The 19,506-nt window shown below is 69.9% G+C and carries 19 protein-coding genes; 9 read left to right on the top strand and 10 right to left on the bottom strand.

The window, feature by feature from the left end:
- Positions 1–13: 13 nt before the first annotated feature.
- Entirely contained in the window at positions 14–481 is a 468-nt protein-coding gene (ybeY, locus tag AACL56_RS25300; protein ID WP_339092542.1) for an rRNA maturation RNase YbeY, read from the bottom strand.
- Position 482: 1 nt separating this feature from the next.
- The gene (locus AACL56_RS25295) at positions 483–1,439 is read right to left on the bottom strand and encodes a PhoH family protein (RefSeq protein ID WP_339092541.1); all 957 of its coding nucleotides are present in this window, start codon (positions 1,437–1,439) and stop codon (positions 483–485) included.
- A 20-nt stretch (positions 1,440–1,459) separates the two neighbouring features.
- Here AACL56_RS25295 and ruvA point away from each other — a divergent pair, with 20 nt between their 5' ends.
- Together ruvA and AACL56_RS25285 are read left to right on the top strand one after the other, a co-directional pair.
- Positions 1,460–2,032, top strand: a complete 573-nt coding sequence (ruvA, locus tag AACL56_RS25290) for a Holliday junction branch migration protein RuvA (RefSeq protein ID WP_339092540.1) — start codon at positions 1,460–1,462, stop codon at positions 2,030–2,032.
- A gap of 33 nt (positions 2,033–2,065) precedes the next feature.
- A complete protein-coding gene (locus AACL56_RS25285; protein ID WP_339092539.1) occupies positions 2,066–2,689 on the top strand; it encodes a hypothetical protein in 624 nt (207 codons plus the stop codon).
- Positions 2,690–2,715: 26 nt separating this feature from the next.
- Here the strand turns inward: AACL56_RS25285 and AACL56_RS25280 are convergent, their stop codons facing one another.
- The 7 genes from AACL56_RS25280 to AACL56_RS25250 form a co-directional block, all read right to left on the bottom strand.
- Entirely contained in the window at positions 2,716–3,309 is a 594-nt protein-coding gene (locus AACL56_RS25280) for a YdeI/OmpD-associated family protein (RefSeq protein ID WP_339092538.1), read from the bottom strand.
- Positions 3,306–4,259 carry a phosphatidate cytidylyltransferase gene (locus AACL56_RS25275; protein ID WP_339092537.1) on the bottom strand — a complete coding sequence of 318 codons (954 nt, stop codon included), beginning with the start codon at positions 4,257–4,259 and terminating at the stop codon, positions 3,306–3,308. The genes AACL56_RS25280 and AACL56_RS25275 overlap by 4 nt, the downstream gene beginning before the upstream one ends.
- Before the next feature lie 123 nt (positions 4,260–4,382).
- Positions 4,383–5,057, bottom strand: a complete 675-nt coding sequence (locus AACL56_RS25270) for a lysophospholipid acyltransferase family protein (RefSeq protein ID WP_339092536.1) — start codon at positions 5,055–5,057, stop codon at positions 4,383–4,385.
- A 121-nt stretch (positions 5,058–5,178) separates the two neighbouring features.
- Positions 5,179–5,622 carry a hypothetical protein gene (locus AACL56_RS25265; protein ID WP_339092535.1) on the bottom strand — a complete coding sequence of 148 codons (444 nt, stop codon included), beginning with the start codon at positions 5,620–5,622 and terminating at the stop codon, positions 5,179–5,181.
- Entirely contained in the window at positions 5,615–6,970 is a 1,356-nt protein-coding gene (locus AACL56_RS25260; RefSeq protein WP_339092534.1) for a phosphatase PAP2/dual specificity phosphatase family protein, read from the bottom strand. The genes AACL56_RS25265 and AACL56_RS25260 overlap by 8 nt, the downstream gene beginning before the upstream one ends.
- Positions 6,967–8,733, bottom strand: coding sequence for a bifunctional alpha/beta hydrolase/class I SAM-dependent methyltransferase (locus AACL56_RS25255; protein ID WP_339092533.1), 1,767 nt, complete (start codon positions 8,731–8,733; stop codon positions 6,967–6,969). Before AACL56_RS25255 ends, AACL56_RS25260 begins: the two co-directional genes overlap by 4 nt.
- 28 nt (positions 8,734–8,761) lie before the next feature.
- On the bottom strand, positions 8,762–9,385 hold the full coding sequence (locus AACL56_RS25250) for a CDP-alcohol phosphatidyltransferase family protein (protein WP_339092532.1): 624 nt from the start codon (positions 9,383–9,385) through the stop codon (positions 8,762–8,764).
- Between the two features lie 87 nt (positions 9,386–9,472).
- Between AACL56_RS25250 and ruvB the strand changes: the two genes are divergently transcribed.
- Positions 9,473–10,537: a Holliday junction branch migration DNA helicase RuvB gene (gene ruvB, locus AACL56_RS25245; RefSeq protein ID WP_339092531.1), complete on the top strand. Its 1,065-nt coding sequence runs from the start codon at positions 9,473–9,475 to the stop codon at positions 10,535–10,537.
- Positions 10,538–10,543: 6 nt separating this feature from the next.
- Entirely contained in the window at positions 10,544–11,512 is a 969-nt protein-coding gene (gene dmeF, locus AACL56_RS25240; RefSeq protein WP_339092530.1) for a CDF family Co(II)/Ni(II) efflux transporter DmeF, read from the top strand.
- A gap of 46 nt (positions 11,513–11,558) precedes the next feature.
- Here the strand turns inward: dmeF and AACL56_RS25235 are convergent, their stop codons facing one another.
- On the bottom strand, positions 11,559–13,301 hold the full coding sequence (locus AACL56_RS25235; protein WP_339092529.1) for a lysoplasmalogenase family protein: 1,743 nt from the start codon (positions 13,299–13,301) through the stop codon (positions 11,559–11,561).
- Positions 13,302–13,395: 94 nt separating this feature from the next.
- Here AACL56_RS25235 and AACL56_RS25230 point away from each other — a divergent pair, with 94 nt between their 5' ends.
- The 5 genes from AACL56_RS25230 (at position 13,396) to AACL56_RS25210 (ending at position 19,503) form a co-directional block, all read left to right on the top strand.
- On the top strand, positions 13,396–14,262 hold the full coding sequence (locus AACL56_RS25230; protein ID WP_339092528.1) for a UDP-2,3-diacylglucosamine diphosphatase: 867 nt from the start codon (positions 13,396–13,398) through the stop codon (positions 14,260–14,262).
- A 91-nt stretch (positions 14,263–14,353) separates the two neighbouring features.
- Entirely contained in the window at positions 14,354–15,559 is a 1,206-nt protein-coding gene (locus tag AACL56_RS25225; protein ID WP_339092527.1) for an acyl-CoA dehydrogenase family protein, read from the top strand.
- An 11-nt stretch (positions 15,560–15,570) separates the two neighbouring features.
- Positions 15,571–16,698, top strand: coding sequence for an acyl-CoA dehydrogenase family protein (locus tag AACL56_RS25220; protein WP_339092526.1), 1,128 nt, complete (start codon positions 15,571–15,573; stop codon positions 16,696–16,698).
- Between the two features lie 105 nt (positions 16,699–16,803).
- Positions 16,804–17,916 carry a CaiB/BaiF CoA transferase family protein gene (locus AACL56_RS25215; RefSeq protein WP_339092525.1) on the top strand — a complete coding sequence of 371 codons (1,113 nt, stop codon included), beginning with the start codon at positions 16,804–16,806 and terminating at the stop codon, positions 17,914–17,916.
- A 27-nt stretch (positions 17,917–17,943) separates the two neighbouring features.
- Positions 17,944–19,503 carry an acyl-CoA synthetase gene (locus tag AACL56_RS25210; protein ID WP_339092523.1) on the top strand — a complete coding sequence of 520 codons (1,560 nt, stop codon included), beginning with the start codon at positions 17,944–17,946 and terminating at the stop codon, positions 19,501–19,503.
- Positions 19,504–19,506: the final 3 nt, after the last annotated feature.

The following is a 19,506-nucleotide window of genomic DNA, read 5'->3' as shown; positions in this document are numbered from 1 at the left end:
GCCGCGGCGCGCGCTACTTGCCGTAGGGGCTGCGGATGCCCATCTCCGCGAGGATCTCGATCTCGTAGGCCTCCATTTCGTCGGCGTCGGCCTCGCTGGTCTCGTGGTCCCAGCCCTGTGCATGGAGCGTGCCGTGCACGAGCAGGTGGGCGTAGTGGTCCGCCAGCGTCTTGCGGTTCTCCTTCGCCTCGCGTGCCACCACCGGGGCGCACAGCACCAGGTCGGCCATGGCCACCGGGGATTGCGCATAGTCGAAGGTCAGCACGTTGGTCGCGTAGTCCTTGCCGCGGAATTCGCGGTTGAGGCGTTGGCCTTCCTCGGCGTCGACGATTCGCACGGTGATCTCGCCGTCGATGTCCAGCGCGTGGCGGATCCAGCGCGTCACGCTGTGGCGGGGCAGGGCGGCGCGATGGCGCTCCACGCCCTTGAAGCGGCCGAACTGCAGCGAGAGCGACAGCGCCGGAAGCCGGGATGCGGCCATGTCAGTGGCCCCCCGCGCGCTTGCGCTGCCCGTCGTAGGCGTCGACGATCTTCGCCACCAGCGGGTGGCGCACCACGTCGGCACTCGTGAAGTGCGTCATGGCGATGCCGTTCACCCGCTTGAGCACCCGCTCGGCGTCGATGAGGCCGCTCAGCTGGTTCTTCGGCAGGTCGATCTGGCTCACGTCGCCCGTGACCACAGCGCGCGCACCGAAGCCGATGCGCGTGAGGAACATCTTCATCTGCTCGGGCGTGGTGTTCTGGGCCTCGTCGAGGATCACGAAGGCGTTGTTCAGGGTGCGCCCGCGCATGAATGCCAGCGGCGCGATTTCCAGTGCGTTGCGCTCGAAGGCCTTCTGCACCTTCTCGAAGCCCATCAGGTCGTAGAGCGCGTCGTACAGCGGGCGCAGGTACGGGTCGACCTTCTGCGTCAGGTCGCCGGGCAGGAAGCCCAGCCGCTCGCCCGCTTCAACGGCCGGCCGCGTCAGCACGATGCGCTGCACCGCGGCGCGCTCCAGCGCATCGACCGCGCAGGCCACCGCCAGGTAGGTCTTGCCGGTGCCGGCCGGGCCGATGCCGAAGGTGATGTCGTGCTTGGCGATGTTGTCCAGGTAGGTGGCCTGCGTGGGCGTGCGCGCGCGCAGGTCGGCGCGGCGCGTGACCAGCATCGCCGCGTCCTCGTCGCCGTCGAGCATCGAACCGTCGCCAGCCAGCGTGAGCTGCACGACGGCCGCGTCGATCGGGCGCTGCGCGATCTCGTAGAGCGCCTGCAGCACGTCCATGGCGCGCTGCGCCGTGCCTTTGGGGCCGTCGACCTTGAACTGTTCGTGGCGGTGGGCGATCTTCACGCCCAGGGCTTCCTCGATGCGGCGCAGGTGGGCGTCCAGCGGGCCGCACAGGTGGCCGAGGCGCGAGTTGTTCAGTGGGGTGAAGGTGTGTCGCAGAATCACGCCGGACATTTCAAGGAAAAAGGGCACCCATGATAGGCAAACTGACCGGCATCCTCGCGGAGCGCAATCCGCCGCAGGTGGTCGTGGACTGCAACGGCGTCGGCTACGAGGTCGACGTGCCGATGAGCACGTTCTACAACCTGCCGAACGTCGGCACCAAGGTTTCGCTGCTCACGCACTTCGTCGTGCGCGAGGACGCACAGATTCTCTACGGCTTCGGCACCGCCGAGGAGCGCGCGGCTTTCCGCCAGCTCATCAAGATCACCGGCGTGGGCCCGCGCACCGCGCTGGGCCTGCTGTCGGGCATGAGTGTGGGCGAGCTCTCGCAGGCGATCACGACGCAGGAGCTGGGCCGGCTCGTGAAGATTCCCGGCATCGGCAAGAAGACGGCCGAACGGCTGCTGCTGGAGCTCAAGGGCAAGCTCGGCGCCGACATCGGCCTGCCGGCGCACGCCGCCTCCGACGCGCAGGCCGACATCCTGCAGGCGCTGGTCGCGCTGGGTTACAGCGACAAGGAAGCCGCGCTCGCGCTCAAGGCGCTGCCCAAGGACGCGACAGTGAGCGAGGGCATCAAGATGGCGCTGAAGTCGCTGGCCAAGTAACAAGAACGCAGAGACGGAAAGGGCCGCGCGGACATGCCGAACTGCGACTTCTACGCCACGCCCGAGGACCATGAAGGCCTGCTCGCGTGGCTGCTGGCCGAGGGCACCTGCGAGATCCACGAACTGGCCTCCGACTTCGGGCAGCCGCTCAGGCGCTTCCATTCGGCCACCGAGGTGCTCGCCCAGTTCGAGCGGCGCTACCCCCATGGCGGGAAGCGGAATGCCGTTCACCTGCAGCTCTACGTGCAGGGGGCGGGTCCGCCGTTCGTGCCGCGGCGCGTGTCACTCGACCCGGAGGCCTGCGACGGCGCCACCTTTCGCTACAACGCCGACGGCTGGGGCCTCGTGCAGCTCTATCTGGGCGCGCTGCCCGAAGGCAGGACGCGCCTCGAGAATTCGCACACCAACCACAACTCCCCGAAGCGGGCGCAGGCATGGTCGGCCACCTTGCCAGAAATGGGCGATGTCGACGCCTGGGACTTCGCCAGGATCACTGCGTTCTCGTCGCGGCTGAACCGCGAGATCCGCAAGCGGAGCGTGGCGAAGATCGGCGGTCGCCCCTTGCTGCCGGGCGCACTCGCGCTGTGGAACGCCGGGGTGGCCATGGGCCCGTGGAATCCCGGCGAGCACGCGTTGCAGGAAAAGCCCCCCGCCTGACGTCTTCCCGCATCGCAGCGGCGGCTTCAGGGATGGATCTTCTCTCCCTTGACCAGCATCTCGACGAACTGCGCGATGCGGCGCGCGCGGGTCTCGGGCTTCTTCGCGCTCTGCGTGCGGAACAGAATCGCGAAGCGGTTGCGCGAGTCGAGCGTGGCGAAGAACTTCGCGGCCTTCTTGTTGGCGTGGAGCGCGGCCTGCAGGTCGGGCGGCACGGTGGCTGCGGCGACGCCCTCGTAGGCCGCGTCCCAGCGACCGTCGGCCTTCGCGCGTTCGATCTCGGCATGGCCGGCCGGTTGCATGCGGCCTTCCTCGATGAGCTTCAGCACCTTGGCGCGGTTGATCTGCGACCAGATGCTGCGCCTGGTGCGCGGCGTGAAGCGCTGCTGGAAATACTGCGCGTCGTCGCTCCTGCGCTGGCCGTCGATCCAGCCCCAGCACAGCGCTTCTTCGAGAGCCCCGGCGTAGTCGATGGAGGCGATGCCGCTGTCCTTCTTCGCGATGCGAAGCCACACGCCGGCGGCGCTGGCGTGGTGGCGCTTGAGCCAGCGTGCCCACGAGTCCGCGTTGGTGCACTCGACGGGCGTGTCGTGCACGACGCGCTCTTCTGCCTGGCTCACGGCACCCACCAATAGCGCAGCGCGTGGAAGTAGATGGGCGCCGCGAAGATCACCGAGTCGAGCCGGTCGAGCATGCCGCCGTGGCCCTCGATCATCGAACCCCAGTCCTTCACGCCGCGGTCGCGCTTGATGGCGGACATGACCAGTCCGCCGAAGAAGCCCATCAGGCAGATGGTGAGCGACATCAGGGCCGCCTGCCAGGGATTGAAGGGCGTGGCCCAGTACAGCGCGGCGCCCAGCGCGGTGGCGCTGGCCACGCCGCCGATCAGGCCTTCCCAGGTCTTGGAGGGCGACAGCTCGGGCGCCACCTTGCGCTTGCCGAACAGCTTGCCCCACACGTACTGCAGCACATCGCTGCCCTGCACCACGATCACCAGGAACGCGATCAGCAGCAGGTTGCGGCCCTCGAAACCCGGGATCTGCAGCGTGAGCAGCGCCGGCACGTGGCTGATGCAGAACACGCACACCATCAGGCCCCACTGGATCTTGGAGGTGCGCTCCAGAAAGCGCTGCGTGTCGCCGCCCACGGCCGCCAGGATCGGCAGGATCAGGAAGGCATACACAGGGATGTAGATGGAATACAGCCCGTACCACTCGATCCAGATCAGGAAGTACTGCCCGGGCAGTGCCACGAAGAAGGCCAGCGCGATCGCGCCGTGGTCGCCGCGGCGCGTGTAGGCCAGGCTGATGAACTCGCGCAGCGCATAGAACGAGATCAGGTAGAACAGCACGATCACGCCGCCCTTGCCGAAGGCGAAGGCGATGCCGATGACCGCCACCATCACCCACCAGGCATTGACACGCGAGTTGAGGTTGTCGATCACCGAGTGGGGCTGGCCGTGCGCCACGCGCCACTTCAGCAGCGCGCCGATGGCCGATGCCAGCACGAGCACGCCGAAGACGCCGCCGAACAGCTTGAAGGTGGTCCAGGCGAAGGGAGATAGTTCCATGTCAGCTTCTTGTTGGAATTGTTTGCGGAACACCGCGGAACCGGATTTGCCGGGCTGCTGGTGTTGCCCCCTGCAAGGGGAGTGGAGAAGCGACACGCAGTGCGCGCAGCCTGGGGGTGGACCTCATACCCGGTCGTACTCGGGCCGCAGGTCCAGCATGGCCGCGCGCGCGCGGGCGAGGAACGACACCTTGTCCTCCCCCTCGGCGAGAACGAGCGGCGTGCCGAAACGCACCGTGCAGGCCAGCGGGATCGGCACCAGCACGCCCTTGGGCAGCACCCGCTTGAGGTTCTCGATCCACACCGGCACCAGCCGCACGTGCGGGCAGGCGCGCGCCAGGTGGAACAGCCCGCTCTTCAGCGGCAGCAGGATGTCGTCGCCGATGTTGCGCGTGCCCTCGGGGAACATGATGAGCGAATCGCCGCCTTCCAGCGCCTCCTTCATCTGGTCGACCGGGTTGCCGCCCTGGCCCGAGCCGTCGCGCCGGATCATCAGCGCATTGAACACGTCGTGGCCGATGAAGCTGCGCAGCTTCGAGGCTTCCCAGTAGTCCTGCCCGGCCACCGGCCGCGTGAGCGCGCGCAGGTCGGGCGGCAGCGTGGCCCACAGCAGCACGAAGTCGCCGTGGCTGGTGTGGTTGGCGAAGTACAGCGTCTGCTCGGCCTTCGGCGTGGTGCCCGACCAGATGGCGCGCACGCCGGTCAGGAGACTGGCTGCGCCGATGATGAGCTTGCCCGCCACGATGGCGAGGCCGCGCCGCAGCACGGTGCTTTCGGGTTTGTCCGTCGTGTCGCTCAAAGCGTCGCCTCCGTGGCGTGCGCCTGTTTCGGTGCGCACTGCGCAACCGGCTTCGCCGGCCTGCCGGTGCGTCCGGCGAAGGGAGGGGTGGCCACATGCGGTGGGCAGGCCTGGGGGAGAGTCATGACAAGTCCTGGGTCATCAAGGCGAGGAGGAACATGGCGCTCTGGCAGGCGACCACGATGGCGTGGCGCTGCATGAGCTGGCGGGTGCCCTGCACGCGGTCGTCGAGCGCGCGCGTGGCCTGGTGTTGCGGCGGGGCGTCGCGCAGGCCGAGCGAAGACAGCGCCTTGTCGAGCGCGTCGAGCGAGGTCACGGTGCCGCGCGCGAGGCCGTCGAACAGCGACTCGTCGAAGCGCAGCCGGAATGCGAAGTAGCGCTCCAGCGCGCCCAGGATCACCACCGCGCCGAAGGCCATGGTGGGCGTGGTGGAGAGCGATCGCAACGTGAGTGCAAGCACCAGCGCGGCGATGCAGGTCAGCGCGAAGCCCCACAGGGCCAGCAGCGCGGCGGCGCGCAGCAGGCCGGCCAGCGCGGTGCAGGTGGTGCGTTCGGTGTCAGTCATGGCGGTGTACCTCCGGCAGCTTCGAAAGAGGCTTCAGGGGTTCCAGCGACGCCAGCCATGCGCCGCGCAGCACGATCTGCGGCCGGGCACGGCGCACCGCGGCCTCGGCCTGCGCGATGCCGCCAGCCGCGCCGTAGCGGCCCAGCCAGGCGATGGACGCCGCCGCGCTGCGCGAGAAGCCGAGCGCGCAGCAGACCCACACGGTAGCGCCTTCCGCGCTGTGCCGCCGGCCTTCGATCACCGCCGCCGCGCGCTGCAGCCGCACGGTGGGCGGCACCGTCAGGTCGAGCATCGGCACGCAGCGCGCGTGCGTCACGCCGGCCGGCAGCTGCAGCTCGGCGCACAGGCTCACGAGCCGGGGTTTTCCGGCGGCAAGCCATTCGGCGCGCGTCGGTCGGCGACCCAGGCGCAGGCCGGGCGCCACCTCGACGGAAGCCGGCAGCTTGCGCGTCCACAGCCAGGCATTGACGGCCGCGCCGAGCCGGTAGGGCGCGAACAGCCAGCGTGCCGCCCAGCCCATGCGGCCATGGCCGTCCATCTGGAAGCCGCGCGCACCGAAGCCGACGTAGTTGAGCGCCACCAGCGCCAGTGCCGCGGCCGGCCAGGCCAGCCACAACACGATGCCGCCACCGCTCAGCGCGGCAGCGAGGCACAGCGCTGCGCCCGCCGCATAGAAGCCGGCCAGCTTCCAGCGTTGCGCGTCGCGCGTGCGCTGCCAGGCGCGCGGCATCGACACCACGCGTTCCAGCGGCCACAGCCAGACGCAGAAGATGCCCAGCAGCGCGCCGGTCGGGATGTCGATGAAGTGGTGCTGCCACGTCGTCAGCACCGACGCGCAGATCGCGAAGGCCCACACATGCAGCACCAGCCGCGCCCACAGCGGGCGCAGGAACTGCCGGTACCAGTCCCAGAGGATCACCGCCAGCGCGATGTGCAGCGAAGGCGCCTGGTTGAACGGCTGGTCGAAGCCGCGCAGCGCGTTGAACAGGAAGGCCGGCGCGCCATCGACCGGGGGCTGGCCGAAGCTGAAGTGCAGCGGCCACAGGATGAAGCAGGTGCAGGCGACGAGCGTGGCCGTGACGAGCCGCAGCGCGTGCCGGTCGAGCGTGTGCCTGCTGCGCGCCAGGAACAGCGACAGCGCGTAGAAGACGTTGATCGTCCAGTACGGAAAGATCGTCCACGGCCAGAACGGCACATGGCGTTCCCAGCCGAAGGCCATCGACGGCACGTGGGCGCGCGTGGTGGCCCACCAGTTGGCGAAGCCGTAGGTGGAATAGAACAACGGCCCCAGCACCACCAGCCACAGGGCGGCACGCTTCCAGGGCCGTTGCGCCAGCCAGGCGGTCATCGCTCGGTGCGCACCGCCAGCGACACCGTGAAGATGCCCCACTCGTCCACCCGCTGGTCGATCTTGCGGAAGCCTGCTTCCTCGACCAGCTGGTCCATCTCGTACTGGGTGCGGCGGCGCATCACCCAGGCCTCGCCCTGGCGATGGCTGGTGAGTGCGCGCGCGATCATCTCGAGCTGCGGGTGCCACGGCTGGCCGGTGTAGACCAGGTAGCCGCGGTCTTCCACCGCGTCGCCCACGCCCGCGAGCGAGCGGCGCACCATCTCGTTGTCGGGGAACAGCTCGTACAGGCCCGACACCACGGCCAGCGTGGGCCGCGGCACGACGCTGGCGAGGCTGATGCGGTCGAAGGCATCGGCCTGCACGAACTGCGCCACGTCTTCCAGGCCCTTTTCCGCGATGAGCGCGCGGCCGTCGCGCACGTTGATGTCGCTGTAGTCGCGCAGCAGGATCGAGCTGGCCTTCACCGGGCTGGCCTGCACCGCGTCGAGCACGTAGCGGCCGTGGCCGGCGGCGATGTCCATCACGCGCACCTCGCGGTGCATCTCGGCCAGCCGCTCCATCGCGATCCGCAGCAGCTCCTCGACATGGATCTTGCGCTGGCGGATGCCGCGCCAGCCGATGGAGTTCAGGTAGGTGTTGTCGATGGCGCGGCCGATGGCCGAGCTGCCCGCCGGATGGTTGCGGTACACGTAGTCCAGCGTGCTGCCCGAGTCGAAGCCGGTCTCGTGGCCCAGCTTGATGCCCTCGGACATGGTGCCGCCCAGCTTGAGCCCGGCGCGCGTCATGGCCCAGTAGGCACCGCGTGGCGACAGCGGCGAGAGCGGCTCGGCCAGCGCGCGCGACTCGTCGGCCGTGTCGCCGCTCAGGTGCGCCTCGCGGCGGTCGACCGGCACCGCCGGCTCGTCGAAGCGCTGCAGGATGAACTCGCGGATCTGCGCCACGGCCGGTGCGCGGTCCTTCTCGCCCAGCGTGTCGTGGAAGAAGCCGGGCAGTTCGGTCCTGGTCTTCACCGCGCTGCCGAGCCGCTCGAAGAATCGGTGCTGCGGCTTGTGGTGTACCACCCAGTCGGCGCCCGAGATGAGCAGCTGCACCGGCAGCGTGATCGCGTTGGCGTCGGCCACCACGCGGTCGGCGGCCTCGTACAGCCCTAGCAGGATGTTGACCGCGATGGGCCGCGAGATGAGCGGATCGCTCTCGTAGCTCGCGATGCGCTCGGGGTCGTGCGTGAGGAACTTCGCCTTCACGTAGCTGTTGACGAAGAACAGCCCGCGCAGCTTGTGCATGAGCGCCAGGCTGGGCCGCGCGAACGGCACGTACAGCTTCACCTTGAAAGCCGGCGAGGCGAGCGTGAGGCCGCGCACCTTGGGTGCGTAGTCGTGGGCCCAGGTGGCGATCAGCACCGCGCCCACGCTCTGCGCGACCACGTGGATGTCCTGCTCGGGCACGCCGTGGACGGCGCCGATGTGCTGCACGAAGGTCTGCACGTCGCGCACCGAGGTGCCGAAGCTCGGGCTGTAGCCGCGCTGGCCGGGCGAGCGGCCGTGGCCGCGAGCGTCCCATGCGTAGAAGTCGAAGTCGGGCAGGTCCAGCTCGTCGACCAGGTGGGCCATGCGCGCGCCGTGTTCATGGCCGCGATGGAACAGAAGCACGGCGCCGCGGCGTTGCGCGCCCGTGGCGGGCCAGCGGCGGTAGAACAGCGACTCGCCGTCGTGCGTCTGGAAATGGAGCTCTTCGGCCTTGCGCGAAATGATGTCTGTCATTGAATCCCTGTGAAATCTTGTTGTGGTGTCAGGCGAGGGAGGCGGGCGCGGCCTCGGCTTCCGCCAGCGCCCGGCGGATGCGGTTGACCGTGGTCCAGGCCACCAGCACGGCCACGAGCGGCATCAGCCAGGCTGTCCAGCCCGGCAGCGGGCCGCCCAGCGCTACGTAGAGACCCAGCGCGCCGAACACGAAGGCCCGGTCGCTCTTGCCCAGCGGCCCGTCGTACCGGCGCGAGGCGCCGACCGTGGGTCCCAGCGCGCCGGCGAATTCGCTCAGGCCCGCCAGCACGATCACCGTGCCGACCCAGAAGCCGCCGAACGGCGCCACCAGCGCGAAGGGCAGGTACAGCGCGGCGTCGGAGACCACGTCGGTCAGCTCGTTGAGGAAGGCGCCCAGCCTGCTCTGCTGGTGGTGCTCGCGCGCCAGCATGCCGTCGATGGCGTTGAAGGCCATGCGCAAAAACATCCAAAGCGGGATGAGCGCGAAGGCAGCAAGGGAGGGCGCCGAGAAGAAGAGCCACAGCCCGAGCACGACCGACACGACGCATGCTGCCAGCGTCACCTGGTTGGCGGTGACGCCCATCGAGTGCAGGCGGACCACCAGCGGCCGCAGCAGGGCCTGGAAACGCGGCTTCAGTTCGTAGATCGACACGTGCTGGCTTCCCCTCGTTCGTTATATGGCCGGAGCATTCTGCCAGTGTGGCAGGCACTAAACTCGCCTTCGAAGAACCCCCTCGCAATGACCATCCAGACCGACGACTTCGCGCCCGCCCCCCAACGCGTGGTGTCCGCAGCCCCCGCCTCGCCCAACGAAGAGGCCATCGAGCGGGCCCTGCGTCCCAAGCTGCTCGACGAGTATGTCGGGCAGGCCAAGGTCCGCGAGCAACTCGAGATCTTCATCGGCGCCGCGCGCAAGCGCAAGGAAGCCCTCGACCACGTCCTGCTGTTCGGGCCGCCCGGACTGGGCAAGACCACGCTGTCGCACATCATCGCGGCCGAACTCGGCGTGAACCTGCGCCAGACCTCCGGCCCGGTGCTCGAGAAGCCCAAGGACCTCGCGGCGCTGCTGACCAACCTCGAGCCCAACGACGTGCTCTTCATCGACGAGATCCACCGGCTCAGCCCGGTCGTCGAGGAAATCCTGTACCCCGCGCTGGAGGACTACCAGATCGACATCATGATCGGCGAGGGCCCCGCGGCGCGCAGCATCAAGCTCGACCTGCAGCCCTTCACGCTGGTGGGCGCCACCACCCGTGCCGGCATGCTGACCAACCCGCTGCGCGACCGCTTCGGCATCGTCGCGCGGCTGGAGTTCTACACGCCCGACGAACTCGCGCTCATCGTGCGGCGCAGCGCCGGCCTGCTCAAGGTCGAGACCGATCCTGCCGGCGGCTTCGAGATCGCGCGCCGCTCGCGCGGCACGCCGCGCATCGCCAACCGGCTGCTGCGCCGCGTGCGCGACTATGCGGACGTGAAGGGCAACGGCCGCATCACCGAAGACATCGCGCACAAGGCGCTGGCCATGCTCGACGTCGACCCGCAGGGCTTCGACCTGATGGACCGCAAGCTGCTCGAGGCCGTGGTGCACCGCTTCGACGGCGGCCCGGTGGGGCTGGACAACGTCGCGGCCAGCATCGGCGAGGAGCGCGACACCATCGAGGACGTGATCGAGCCCTATCTCATCCAGCAGGGTTACCTGCAGCGCACGCCGCGCGGCCGCATCGCCACGCTGGCCGCCTACCGTCACCTGGGGGTGGCGCCGCCTTCGGGCCGGGCCGACAGCCCCGACCTTTTCGGAGCCTGACGACCCATGCACACCCATGACCTGAGTGCCTGGAAGCACGACCACCACTTCGGCTCCGACAACGCTTCCGCCGAGCGCAGCACGCGCCTCGTGATGTGGATCACCGCCGCCATGATGGTGGTGGAAATCGGCGCCGGCTGGTGGTTCAACTCGATGGCGCTGCTGGCCGACGGCTGGCACATGAGCTCGCACGCACTGGCGATCGGCCTGAGCGCCTTCGCCTATGCGGCCGCACGCCGCTATGCACGCGACCCGCGCTTCGCCTTCGGCACCTGGAAGATCGAGGTGCTGGCCGGCTTCGCGAGCGCGCTGCTGCTGCTCGGCGTGGCGGCGCTGATGGTGGTGGGTTCGCTCGAACGCCTGTGGTCGCCTTCGGCCATCCATTACCCCGAAGCGATTTCGGTGGCGGTGCTGGGCCTCGTGGTCAACCTGGTGTGCGTGCGGCTGCTGGGCGGGGCGCACCACCATCACGGGCACGACCACGGGAACGACCATGGACACGGGCATTCCCGCGGACACGACCATGCCCATGAAGGCCACGACCTGAACCTGCGCTCGGCCTACATCCACGTCGTGGCCGACGCCGCGACCTCGGTGCTCGCCATCGCCGCATTGCTGGGCGGCTGGTTCTACGGCTGGGCCTGGCTCGACCCGGCGATGGGCATCGTCGGCGCGGTGCTGGTCGCCGCCTGGGCCAAGGGCCTGCTGAAGGAAACCGGCAAGGTGCTGCTCGACCGCGAGATGGACCATCCCGTCACCGAGGAAATCCGCGAAGGCGTCGAGACGATGCTGGCCGCATCGGAAACCCGCGTGGCCGACCTGCACGTGTGGCGCGTGGGGCGCGACGCGTACGCCTGCGCGCTGACGGTGGTGACGCACTCGCTCACGCTGACGGCCGACGAGGTTCGCGCCTGCTTCTCGATGCACGAGGAGATCCGTCACTCGACGGTCGAGATCCAGCGCTGCGTGGATTGAGCCTTTCTCCCTCCGGGCCCTTCGGGAGGGAGGGGGAAAGACGGATTCAGTCCACCTGGCGCACGTGCCGCACGATCAGCATCTGCGCCGCGTAGTACGTCCCCAGCACCCACAGCGACGCCAGCGGCAGTGGCAGCATGAACCGGTTGGTCGCCAGCAGCGAATCGCTCAGCATGAAGAAGCACGCACCCGCCGCCACCCAGATCGCGCCCGGGTCCCGGTGCCGCAGCACGGCCGCGCGGCCGATGGCCTGCGCCGCCATGCAGGCGATCACCACCACGTAGAACCCGACCGGCACCCGCAAGGCCACGGGCAGGCCGCCCTGCCACAGGAACGCGTACATGCCGGCGCCGACCAGCAGCGTCGCCGCCAGCGCACCGCGCCGCGGGAACAGGCCGGCGCCGATACAGAACAATCCGATGTAAGCCAGGTGCGCCAGCAGGAAGCACACCAGGCCCGGCACGAACAGCCCGGGCGGACCCATCAGCAGCACGTCGCCGGCGAGCGATGCCACCAGCCCGGCCAGCAGCAGCCCGTCGAAAGCCGTCACCTCGCCGCGCGCCATTGCACGCCGCGCGGCGAAGACGACCGCGATGGCCAGCGCCAGCGGCTTGAAGACCAGGTGCAGCCAGCCGATGCCGAGTGCCGCGCTCGCCGTGGCCAATGCCGCCGCTTCGACCAGCAGCACCTCCGTGACCGACAGCCGTCCCTGCAGCGCACCGCCGATGGCCCACAGCGCGGCGGTGAGTGCGGCCAGCCACACGGCGGCCCGGGACAAGGGCATGTCGTCCGACACCCAGAGGAACGTGGCGACGCCCGCGAGCAGCAGCACGAACTGCAGTCCGGCGAACCATTGCACGCTGCGGCTCACCTCGGGCTCGTAGCGCGTCACCTTCGCGATGTCGAACGCCGCCTTCGGAAAGCGCTCGGCCACGTCCGCCGGCCGCCAGCCGGGGGGCTTGAGCCACACGCGCAGCTTGTCGGCCCAGTTGCGCGCATGCCATGAATCCCTGGCCAGCCCCCAGTAGACCTCGGCGTTGGCCCACAGCGGGTCCCAGCTGCGCAGTTCGCCGCGCGTGCCGTACACGCAGCGTTCGTCTTCTTCCCGGAAGGTGCCGAACATGCGGTCCCACACGATCAGGATGCCGCCGTAGTTGCGGTCGAGGTAGTGGTCGTTCACCGCGTGGTGCACCCGGTGGTTCGACGGCGAGCAGAACCAGCGGTCGAACCAGCCGAGCTTGCCCACCTGCTCGGTGTGCACCCAGAACTGGTAGAGCAGGTCGACGAGCGCCACTGCGCCGAACACCAGCGGCGGCACGCCCGCAACGGCCATCGGCAAATAGAAGATCCAGCCCAGCAGCGCGCCGCTCGACGTCTGCCGCAGCGCGGTCGACAGGTTGTAGTGCTGGCTCTGGTGGTGCACCACGTGCGCCGCCCACAGCACGGCCGATTCGTGCCCCATGCGGTGCAGCCAGTAGTAGCAGAAGTCGTAGAACACCAGCGCCAGCAGCCAGCCGTACCAGGCGGTCCAGAACTCGCGCGCCGCCTTCTGGGGGAACAGCGCCACCGCCGAATACACGGCCGTGTAGATGCCGATGCGGAGCAGCCCGGTGAGCACCGCGCTGATCTGGCTCAGCATGCCCAGGCCGATGCTGTTCACCGCGTCGGCCAGCCGGTAGGTGTCCTGCCCCGTGCCGCGGCGTGCGCGCACGCGTCCCACCGCGAACTCGATGGCGATGAGCAGCAGGAAGACGGGGGTCGCGAGGACGATGATCTGGCCGGGGCGCATCGCCGGATTGTGTCGTTGCCGGCCGGCCACGCGTCACCGGGATGTCACGGGTGTGCCATCGCGTCGTCATGGCGCAGTGGGACGCTACCCGTCCATGCAACGCGACGACGCCTTCCTTCGCGCATGGCGCGACACAGCCACCCGCGCACTCGATCCCGAGGACGAGGACCGCATGCGTCCACCGCTGCAGTTCCGCACGCTGTGGATCTCCGACCTGCACCTGGGCACGCCCGGCTGCCAGGCCCGCGCACTGCTCGACTTCCTCAAGCACACCGAGTGCGAGACGCTGTTCCTGGTCGGCGACATCATCGACGGCTGGCAGCTCAAGCGTCACTGGTACTGGCCGCAGGCGCACAACGACGTGATCCAGAAGCTGCTGCGCAAGGCGCGCAAGGGCACGCGCGTGATCTTCATCCCGGGCAACCACGACGAATTCGCCCGCAAGTACCTTCACCACAACTTCGGCGGCATCGACGTGGCCGACGAATGGATCCACGAGACGGCCGACGGCCGCAAGCTGTGGATCATCCACGGCGACCTGTTCGACGGCGTCATCCAGTGCGCCAAGTGGCTGGCCTACGTGGGCGACTCGCTCTACGAATTCACGCTCAAGCTCAACCGCCACCTCAACTCGCTGCGCGCGCGCATGGGGCTGCCGTACTGGTCGCTCTCGAAGTACCTCAAGGGCAAGGTCAAGCGCGCCGTGAGCTACGTGGGCGACTTCGAGGCCGCCGTGGCCCGCGAGGCGCGCAACCGCGGCGCGCAGGGCGTGGTGTGCGGCCACATCCACCATGCCGAGATGCGCGACATCGACGGCATCCTGTACTGCAACGACGGCGACTGGGTGGAAAGCCTGACCGCGCTGGCCGAGCACGCGGACGGCACGCTGGAGATCATCGACTGGGCGCAGCACATGCCTGTGCCGGCGAAAGCGGCGCAGCGCGAAGCGGTCGCGGCCTGACGCCAGGCCTGCGCCTTCGTCGTTTCCGACGATGCCGCGGGGCCCCGAGGGCCTCACACTCGCCCGGTGTATCCCGAAGCGAGACAACACCATGGCCTGGGCACTCACGGCGGCGGAGGCCGCGTTCCGCGACGAGGTTCGCGATTTCCTCGCGCGCGAGCTGACGCCCGAACTGCGCGCGGCCGGCCGGCGCTGTTCGGGCATCTTCAGCGACTACGCCGACGGCAACCGCTGGCACCGCATCCTCGCCGCGCGTGGCTGGAGCGTGCCGCACTGGCCGGTCGAGCACGGCGGCACCGGCTGGACGCCGATGCAGCACTACCTCTTCGCGGCCGAGCTTGCCGCTGCCGACGCGCCCCCGCGCGCACCGATGGGCCCGGGCATGGTCGCGCCGGTGATCATTGCCTTCGGCACGCAGGCGCAGAAGCGCGCCTGGCTGCCCGGCATCCGGTCGGGCGAGGACTACTGGTGCCAGGGCTACTCGGAGCCGCAGTCGGGCTCCGACCTGGCGTCGCTGCAGTGCAAGGCCGTGCGGGAACCGGGCGACGGCGACGCCTACGTGCTCAACGGCACCAAGATCTGGACCACCCACGCGCAGTACGCCAACAAGATGTTCTGCCTGGTGCGCACCGCTTCCGGCGGCAAGCCGCAGCAGGGCATCAGCTTCCTGTGCTTCGACCTGCCGGCGCCGGGCATCACGATCCGGCCGATCATCAGCATCTCGGGCGACCATGAACTCAACCAGGTGTTCTTCGACGACGTGCGCGTGCCGGCCGAAGGGCTGATCGGCGAGGAGAACCAGGGCTGGACCATCGCCAAGTACCTGCTGCAGCACGAGCGCGGCGGCGCATGGGCGCCGATGCTGCGCGCGCGGCTGCGCCGGCTGCACGCGGCGGCCGACGCGGCCTTCGCTGCGGCGGCCGCGGACGCCCACGAGGCCGGCGACATGGCCCTGCGCCTGGCCGATGCCGAGTGCGCCATCGACGCGCTCGAGGCCACCGAGCTGCAGTCGCTGCGCGCGCAGGCGCGCGGCGAGCCGCCGGGCATCCGGCCGTCGATGGGCAAGGTATTGGGCTCCGAGCTGCGCCAGCGGCTGACCGAGCTCGGCGTGGAAATCGCCGCCCACCACGCCGCGGCCGACCTGCCGCTCGACGACGGGCTGCAGGGCGGGATGCCGATTCCCGAAGAGGCCGTGTTCTCGATGTCGGCCTACCTCAACGACCGCGCCGCATCGATCTACGCGGGGTCCAACGAGGTGCAGCGCAACATCGTCGCGGCGCACCTGCTGGCGAACTGAGGGCCGCATCGATGAACACGTTCACCGGACAGGACGACACCCTTGCGATGCTGCGCGACAGCCTCTCGCGCTACCTCGACGAGCGGTACGGTTTCGAGCAGCGGCTGCATGCGCTGGGTCGGGCAGAGGATGCGCCACCGCCGTTCTGGCAGGGGCTGGCGCGCGAACTCGACCTGCTCGGCGCCGGGCTCCCCGAGGCGAGAGGCGGCCTCGGCGGCGGCATGCAGGCGCACCTGGCGTTGATGGAAACGCTCGGCGGCGCGCTCGCGGCCGAGCCCTACCTGTCAACGATGGTGATCGGCGCGGGCCTGCTGCAGCGCCACCCCGGTGCGCAGGCCGATGCGCTGCTGGCGCGCGTCGTGGCGGGCGATGCGGTGCTGGCGTTCGCACACGCCGAGCCGCAGAGCCGCCATGACCGTGCCGATGTGCAGGCGGAACTCGTGCGCGACGGAGACGGCTTTCGCCTGGAAGGCCGCAAGGCGTCGGTGCACGCCGCGCCGTGGTCGAGCCACCTGGTCGTGAGCGCACGCAGCGCTGCCGGGCTCTCGCTGCTCGTGGTGCCCAGGGACGCGCCCGGCGTGCGCCTGCGCGCCTACCCGACCCGCGACGGCGGCCGTGCCGCCGACATCGCCTTCGACCAGGTCCGGCTGCCCGCCAGCGCGTTGCTTGGCGAGGAAGGCGGCGCGCTGCCGCAGATCGAGCAGGCGCACGACGAAGCCACGCTCGCCGTCTGCGCCGAGGCCGTCGGCGTCATGCGCCGGCTGATGCGCGACACGCTCGGCTACGTGCGCCAGCGCAGGCAGTTCGGCGTGCCGATCTCCAGCTTCCAGGTGCTGCAGCACCGGCTGGCCGACATGCACATGGCGCTGGAGCTGTCTGCCGCGCTCACCGCCAGCGTGGGCGAGGCCATCGACACCGCCTCGCCAGCCGAACGTGCGCGCGCGGTGTCGTCCGCCAAGGTGGCTGCCGCGAAGGCCTGCAAGGCCGTGGCGCAGGGCGCGGTGCAACTGCATGGCGGCATGGGCATGACCGAGGAGCTGGCGGTCGGCCACTTCGTGCGGCGCGCCACGCTCATCGAAGGCCAGTTCGGTCCGGCGTCGTGGCACCTGCGCCGCGTGGCGCGGCTTCGCGAGGGCTGAACAGGCACCGGCGCGCATTCGTCGCTTCCGACGATGCACCCCGCACGCCCGCGCGCCAAGATGCCTTCCCACGACGGGCGCGCGCCGCGGCCGAAGGAGACACACATGGCAGGTCCGTTGCAGGGGTTGCGGGTCATCGAGATGGCGGGCATCGGCCCGGGCCCGTTCTGCGCGATGCTGTTCGCCGACATGGGGGCCGAGGTGGTCCGCATCGCGCGGCCCGGCACGCGGACCGATGTGCACGACATCCTCGCGCGCGGGCGCAGCACACTGCAGGTCGACCTGCGGGCGGAAGGTGCGCCCCGGCCGGTGCTCGACGCCATCGAGCGGGCCGACGTGCTGATCGAGGGTTTTCGCCCGGGCGTGATGGAGCGGCTGGGCCTCGGCCCCGCGCAGTGCCATGCGCGCAACCCGAAGCTGGTGTACGGCCGCATGACCGGCTGGGGCCAGCACGGACCGCTGGCGCATGCGGCGGGCCACGACATCAACTACATCGCCATCAGCGGCGCGCTGCATGCCATTGGCCGCGCGGGCGAGCCGCCGGTGCCGCCGCTGAACTACGTGGGCGACTTCGGCGGCGGCGCCATGCTGCTGGCCTTCGGCATCCTCGCGGCGCTGCACGAGGCAGGGCAGTCGGGGCAGGGGCAGGTGGTCGACGCGGCCATGACCGACGGCGCGGCGCTGCTGTCTTCGATGATGTACGGCTTCAAGGCGGCCGGCCAGTGGAACAACCAGCGCGGCGAGAACATGCTCGACGGCGGCGCGCACTTCTACGACACCTATGCCTGCGCCGACGGCAAGTACGTGGCCCTGGGCGCCATCGAGCCGCAGTTCTATGCACTGATGCGCGAGCGCTGCGGCATCGCCGACGACCCGGCCTTCGACGCTCAGATGGACGCCGACCGCTGGCCGCTGCTCAAGCTGCGCATGGCCGACGTGTTCCGCACCCGCACCCGCGACGAATGGTGCGTGCTGCTCGAGGGCAGCGACGCCTGCTTCGCGCCCGTGCTCGACTGGGACGAGGCCCCCCGTCATCCGCACAACCTGGCGCGCAGCACCTTCGCCGACGTGGGCGGCGTGGTGCAGCCGGCACCCGCGCCGCGCTTCAGCCGCACCGCGCCGGTGGTGCCGCCCGCCGCCGCGCGCGACGACGGCCCCACCGTGCTGCGCCGCTGGGGCGTGGCCGCCGATGCGATCGCGCCGCTGTGCGCGTCCTGAACCGAACCCACCACGGAGATCCCACCCATGTTCCTCACCCAGCCCCTGCACAAGGGCCGCCGCGAAAAGGCCGGGGCCACCGCCGTGGTGTGCGGCGCGCGGCGGCTCGACCATGCGGAGTTCGCCGACCGCGTCGCGCGCCTGGGCGGCGTGCTGCAGCGGCTCGGCATGGGGCGCGGCGATCGCGTCGGCATGCTGAGCCTCAACTCGCACCGCTTCGTCGAATACCTCTTCGGCACCTGGTGGGGCGGCGGCGCGATCAATCCGGTGAACATCCGCTGGAACCCGAAGGAGGTGGCGTACTCGCTGGACGACTGCGACACCCGCATCCTGCTGGTCGACGACCTGTTCGCACCGATGGTGCCTGCGCTGCGCGGGCTCTCGCGCTCGCTGCACACGGTGGTCTATTGCGGCAACGGCGCCGTGCCCGAAGGCATGCTGGGCTACGAGGCGCTGCTGGCCGGGGGCGCGCCGGTCGACGACGCGCCGCACAGCGGCGACGAGCTCGCCGCCATCATGTACACCGGCGGCACCACCGGCCAGCCCAAGGGCGTGATGCTCACGCATGGAAGCCTGTGCATCGACGCGCTGGGCACCGTGGCCGCGCTGCCGCGCGACACGCACGACGCGGCGGCCATCGTCGCGGCGCCCATGTTCCACGTGGCCGGCTGCGGCGTCGCGCTGCAGAGCCTGCTGCGGCTGGTGCCGGTGCACGTCGTGCCGATGTTCGACGAGGTGGCCGTGCTGCAGGTGCTGCAGTCGGCGCGCATCACCGAGATGTTCCTGGTGCCGACCATGATCAAGCGCGTGATCGAGCATCCGCGCTTTGCGGAGTTCGACCTGTCCAGCCTGCGCCTGTTGTCGTACGGTGCGGCGCCCATCGATGCCGCGCTGCTCGACCAGGCCATGCGCGCCTTTCCGGGCGCCGCGTTCGCGCAGGTGTACGGCATGACCGAACTGTCGCCGGTGGTCACTGCGTTGCCCCCGCACTGCCACCAGCCGGGGCCCGACCGCGAGCGGCTGCTGCGCTCGGCCGGCGCGCCCATTTCCATCGCGGAGGTGCGCATCGTCGACGGCGACGACAACGAGCTGCCGCACGGCCAGGTCGGCGAGATCGTCGCGCGCGGCCCGATGGTCATGAAGGGCTACTGGAACAAGCCCACGGAGACCGAGGCGGCGCTGCGCGGCGGCTGGATGCACACCGGGGACGGCGGCTACATGGACGAGGATGGCAACGTGTTCGTGGTCGACCGCATGAAGGACATGATCGTGAGCGGTGGCGAGAACGTGTACTCGGCCGAGGTCGAGAACGCCATCGCGCAGTTGCCGCAGGTGCTGATGTCGGCCGTGATCGGCGTGCCCGACGACCGGTGGGGCGAGCGCGTGCACGCGGTGCTCGTGCTGCGCGAGGGCATGGCGCTGGAGGCTGCGGAGGTCATCGCGCACTGCCGCGAGCACATCGCGGGCTACAAGTGCCCGCGCAGCGTGGAGTTCCGCGACGCATTGCCGCTCTCGGCGGCCGGCAAGCTGCAGAAGTTCCAGCTGCGCGACCCGTACTGGGCCGGCAGGTCGCGCCGCGTCGGCTGAATG

The sequence above is a fragment of the Variovorax paradoxus genome, from assembly GCF_902712855.1.
Lineage (GTDB): Bacteria > Pseudomonadota > Gammaproteobacteria > Burkholderiales > Burkholderiaceae_C > Variovorax > Variovorax paradoxus_Q.
Note: the sequence above shows the minus strand (reverse complement) of the source record. Positions and strands in the feature narration are given on the sequence as shown.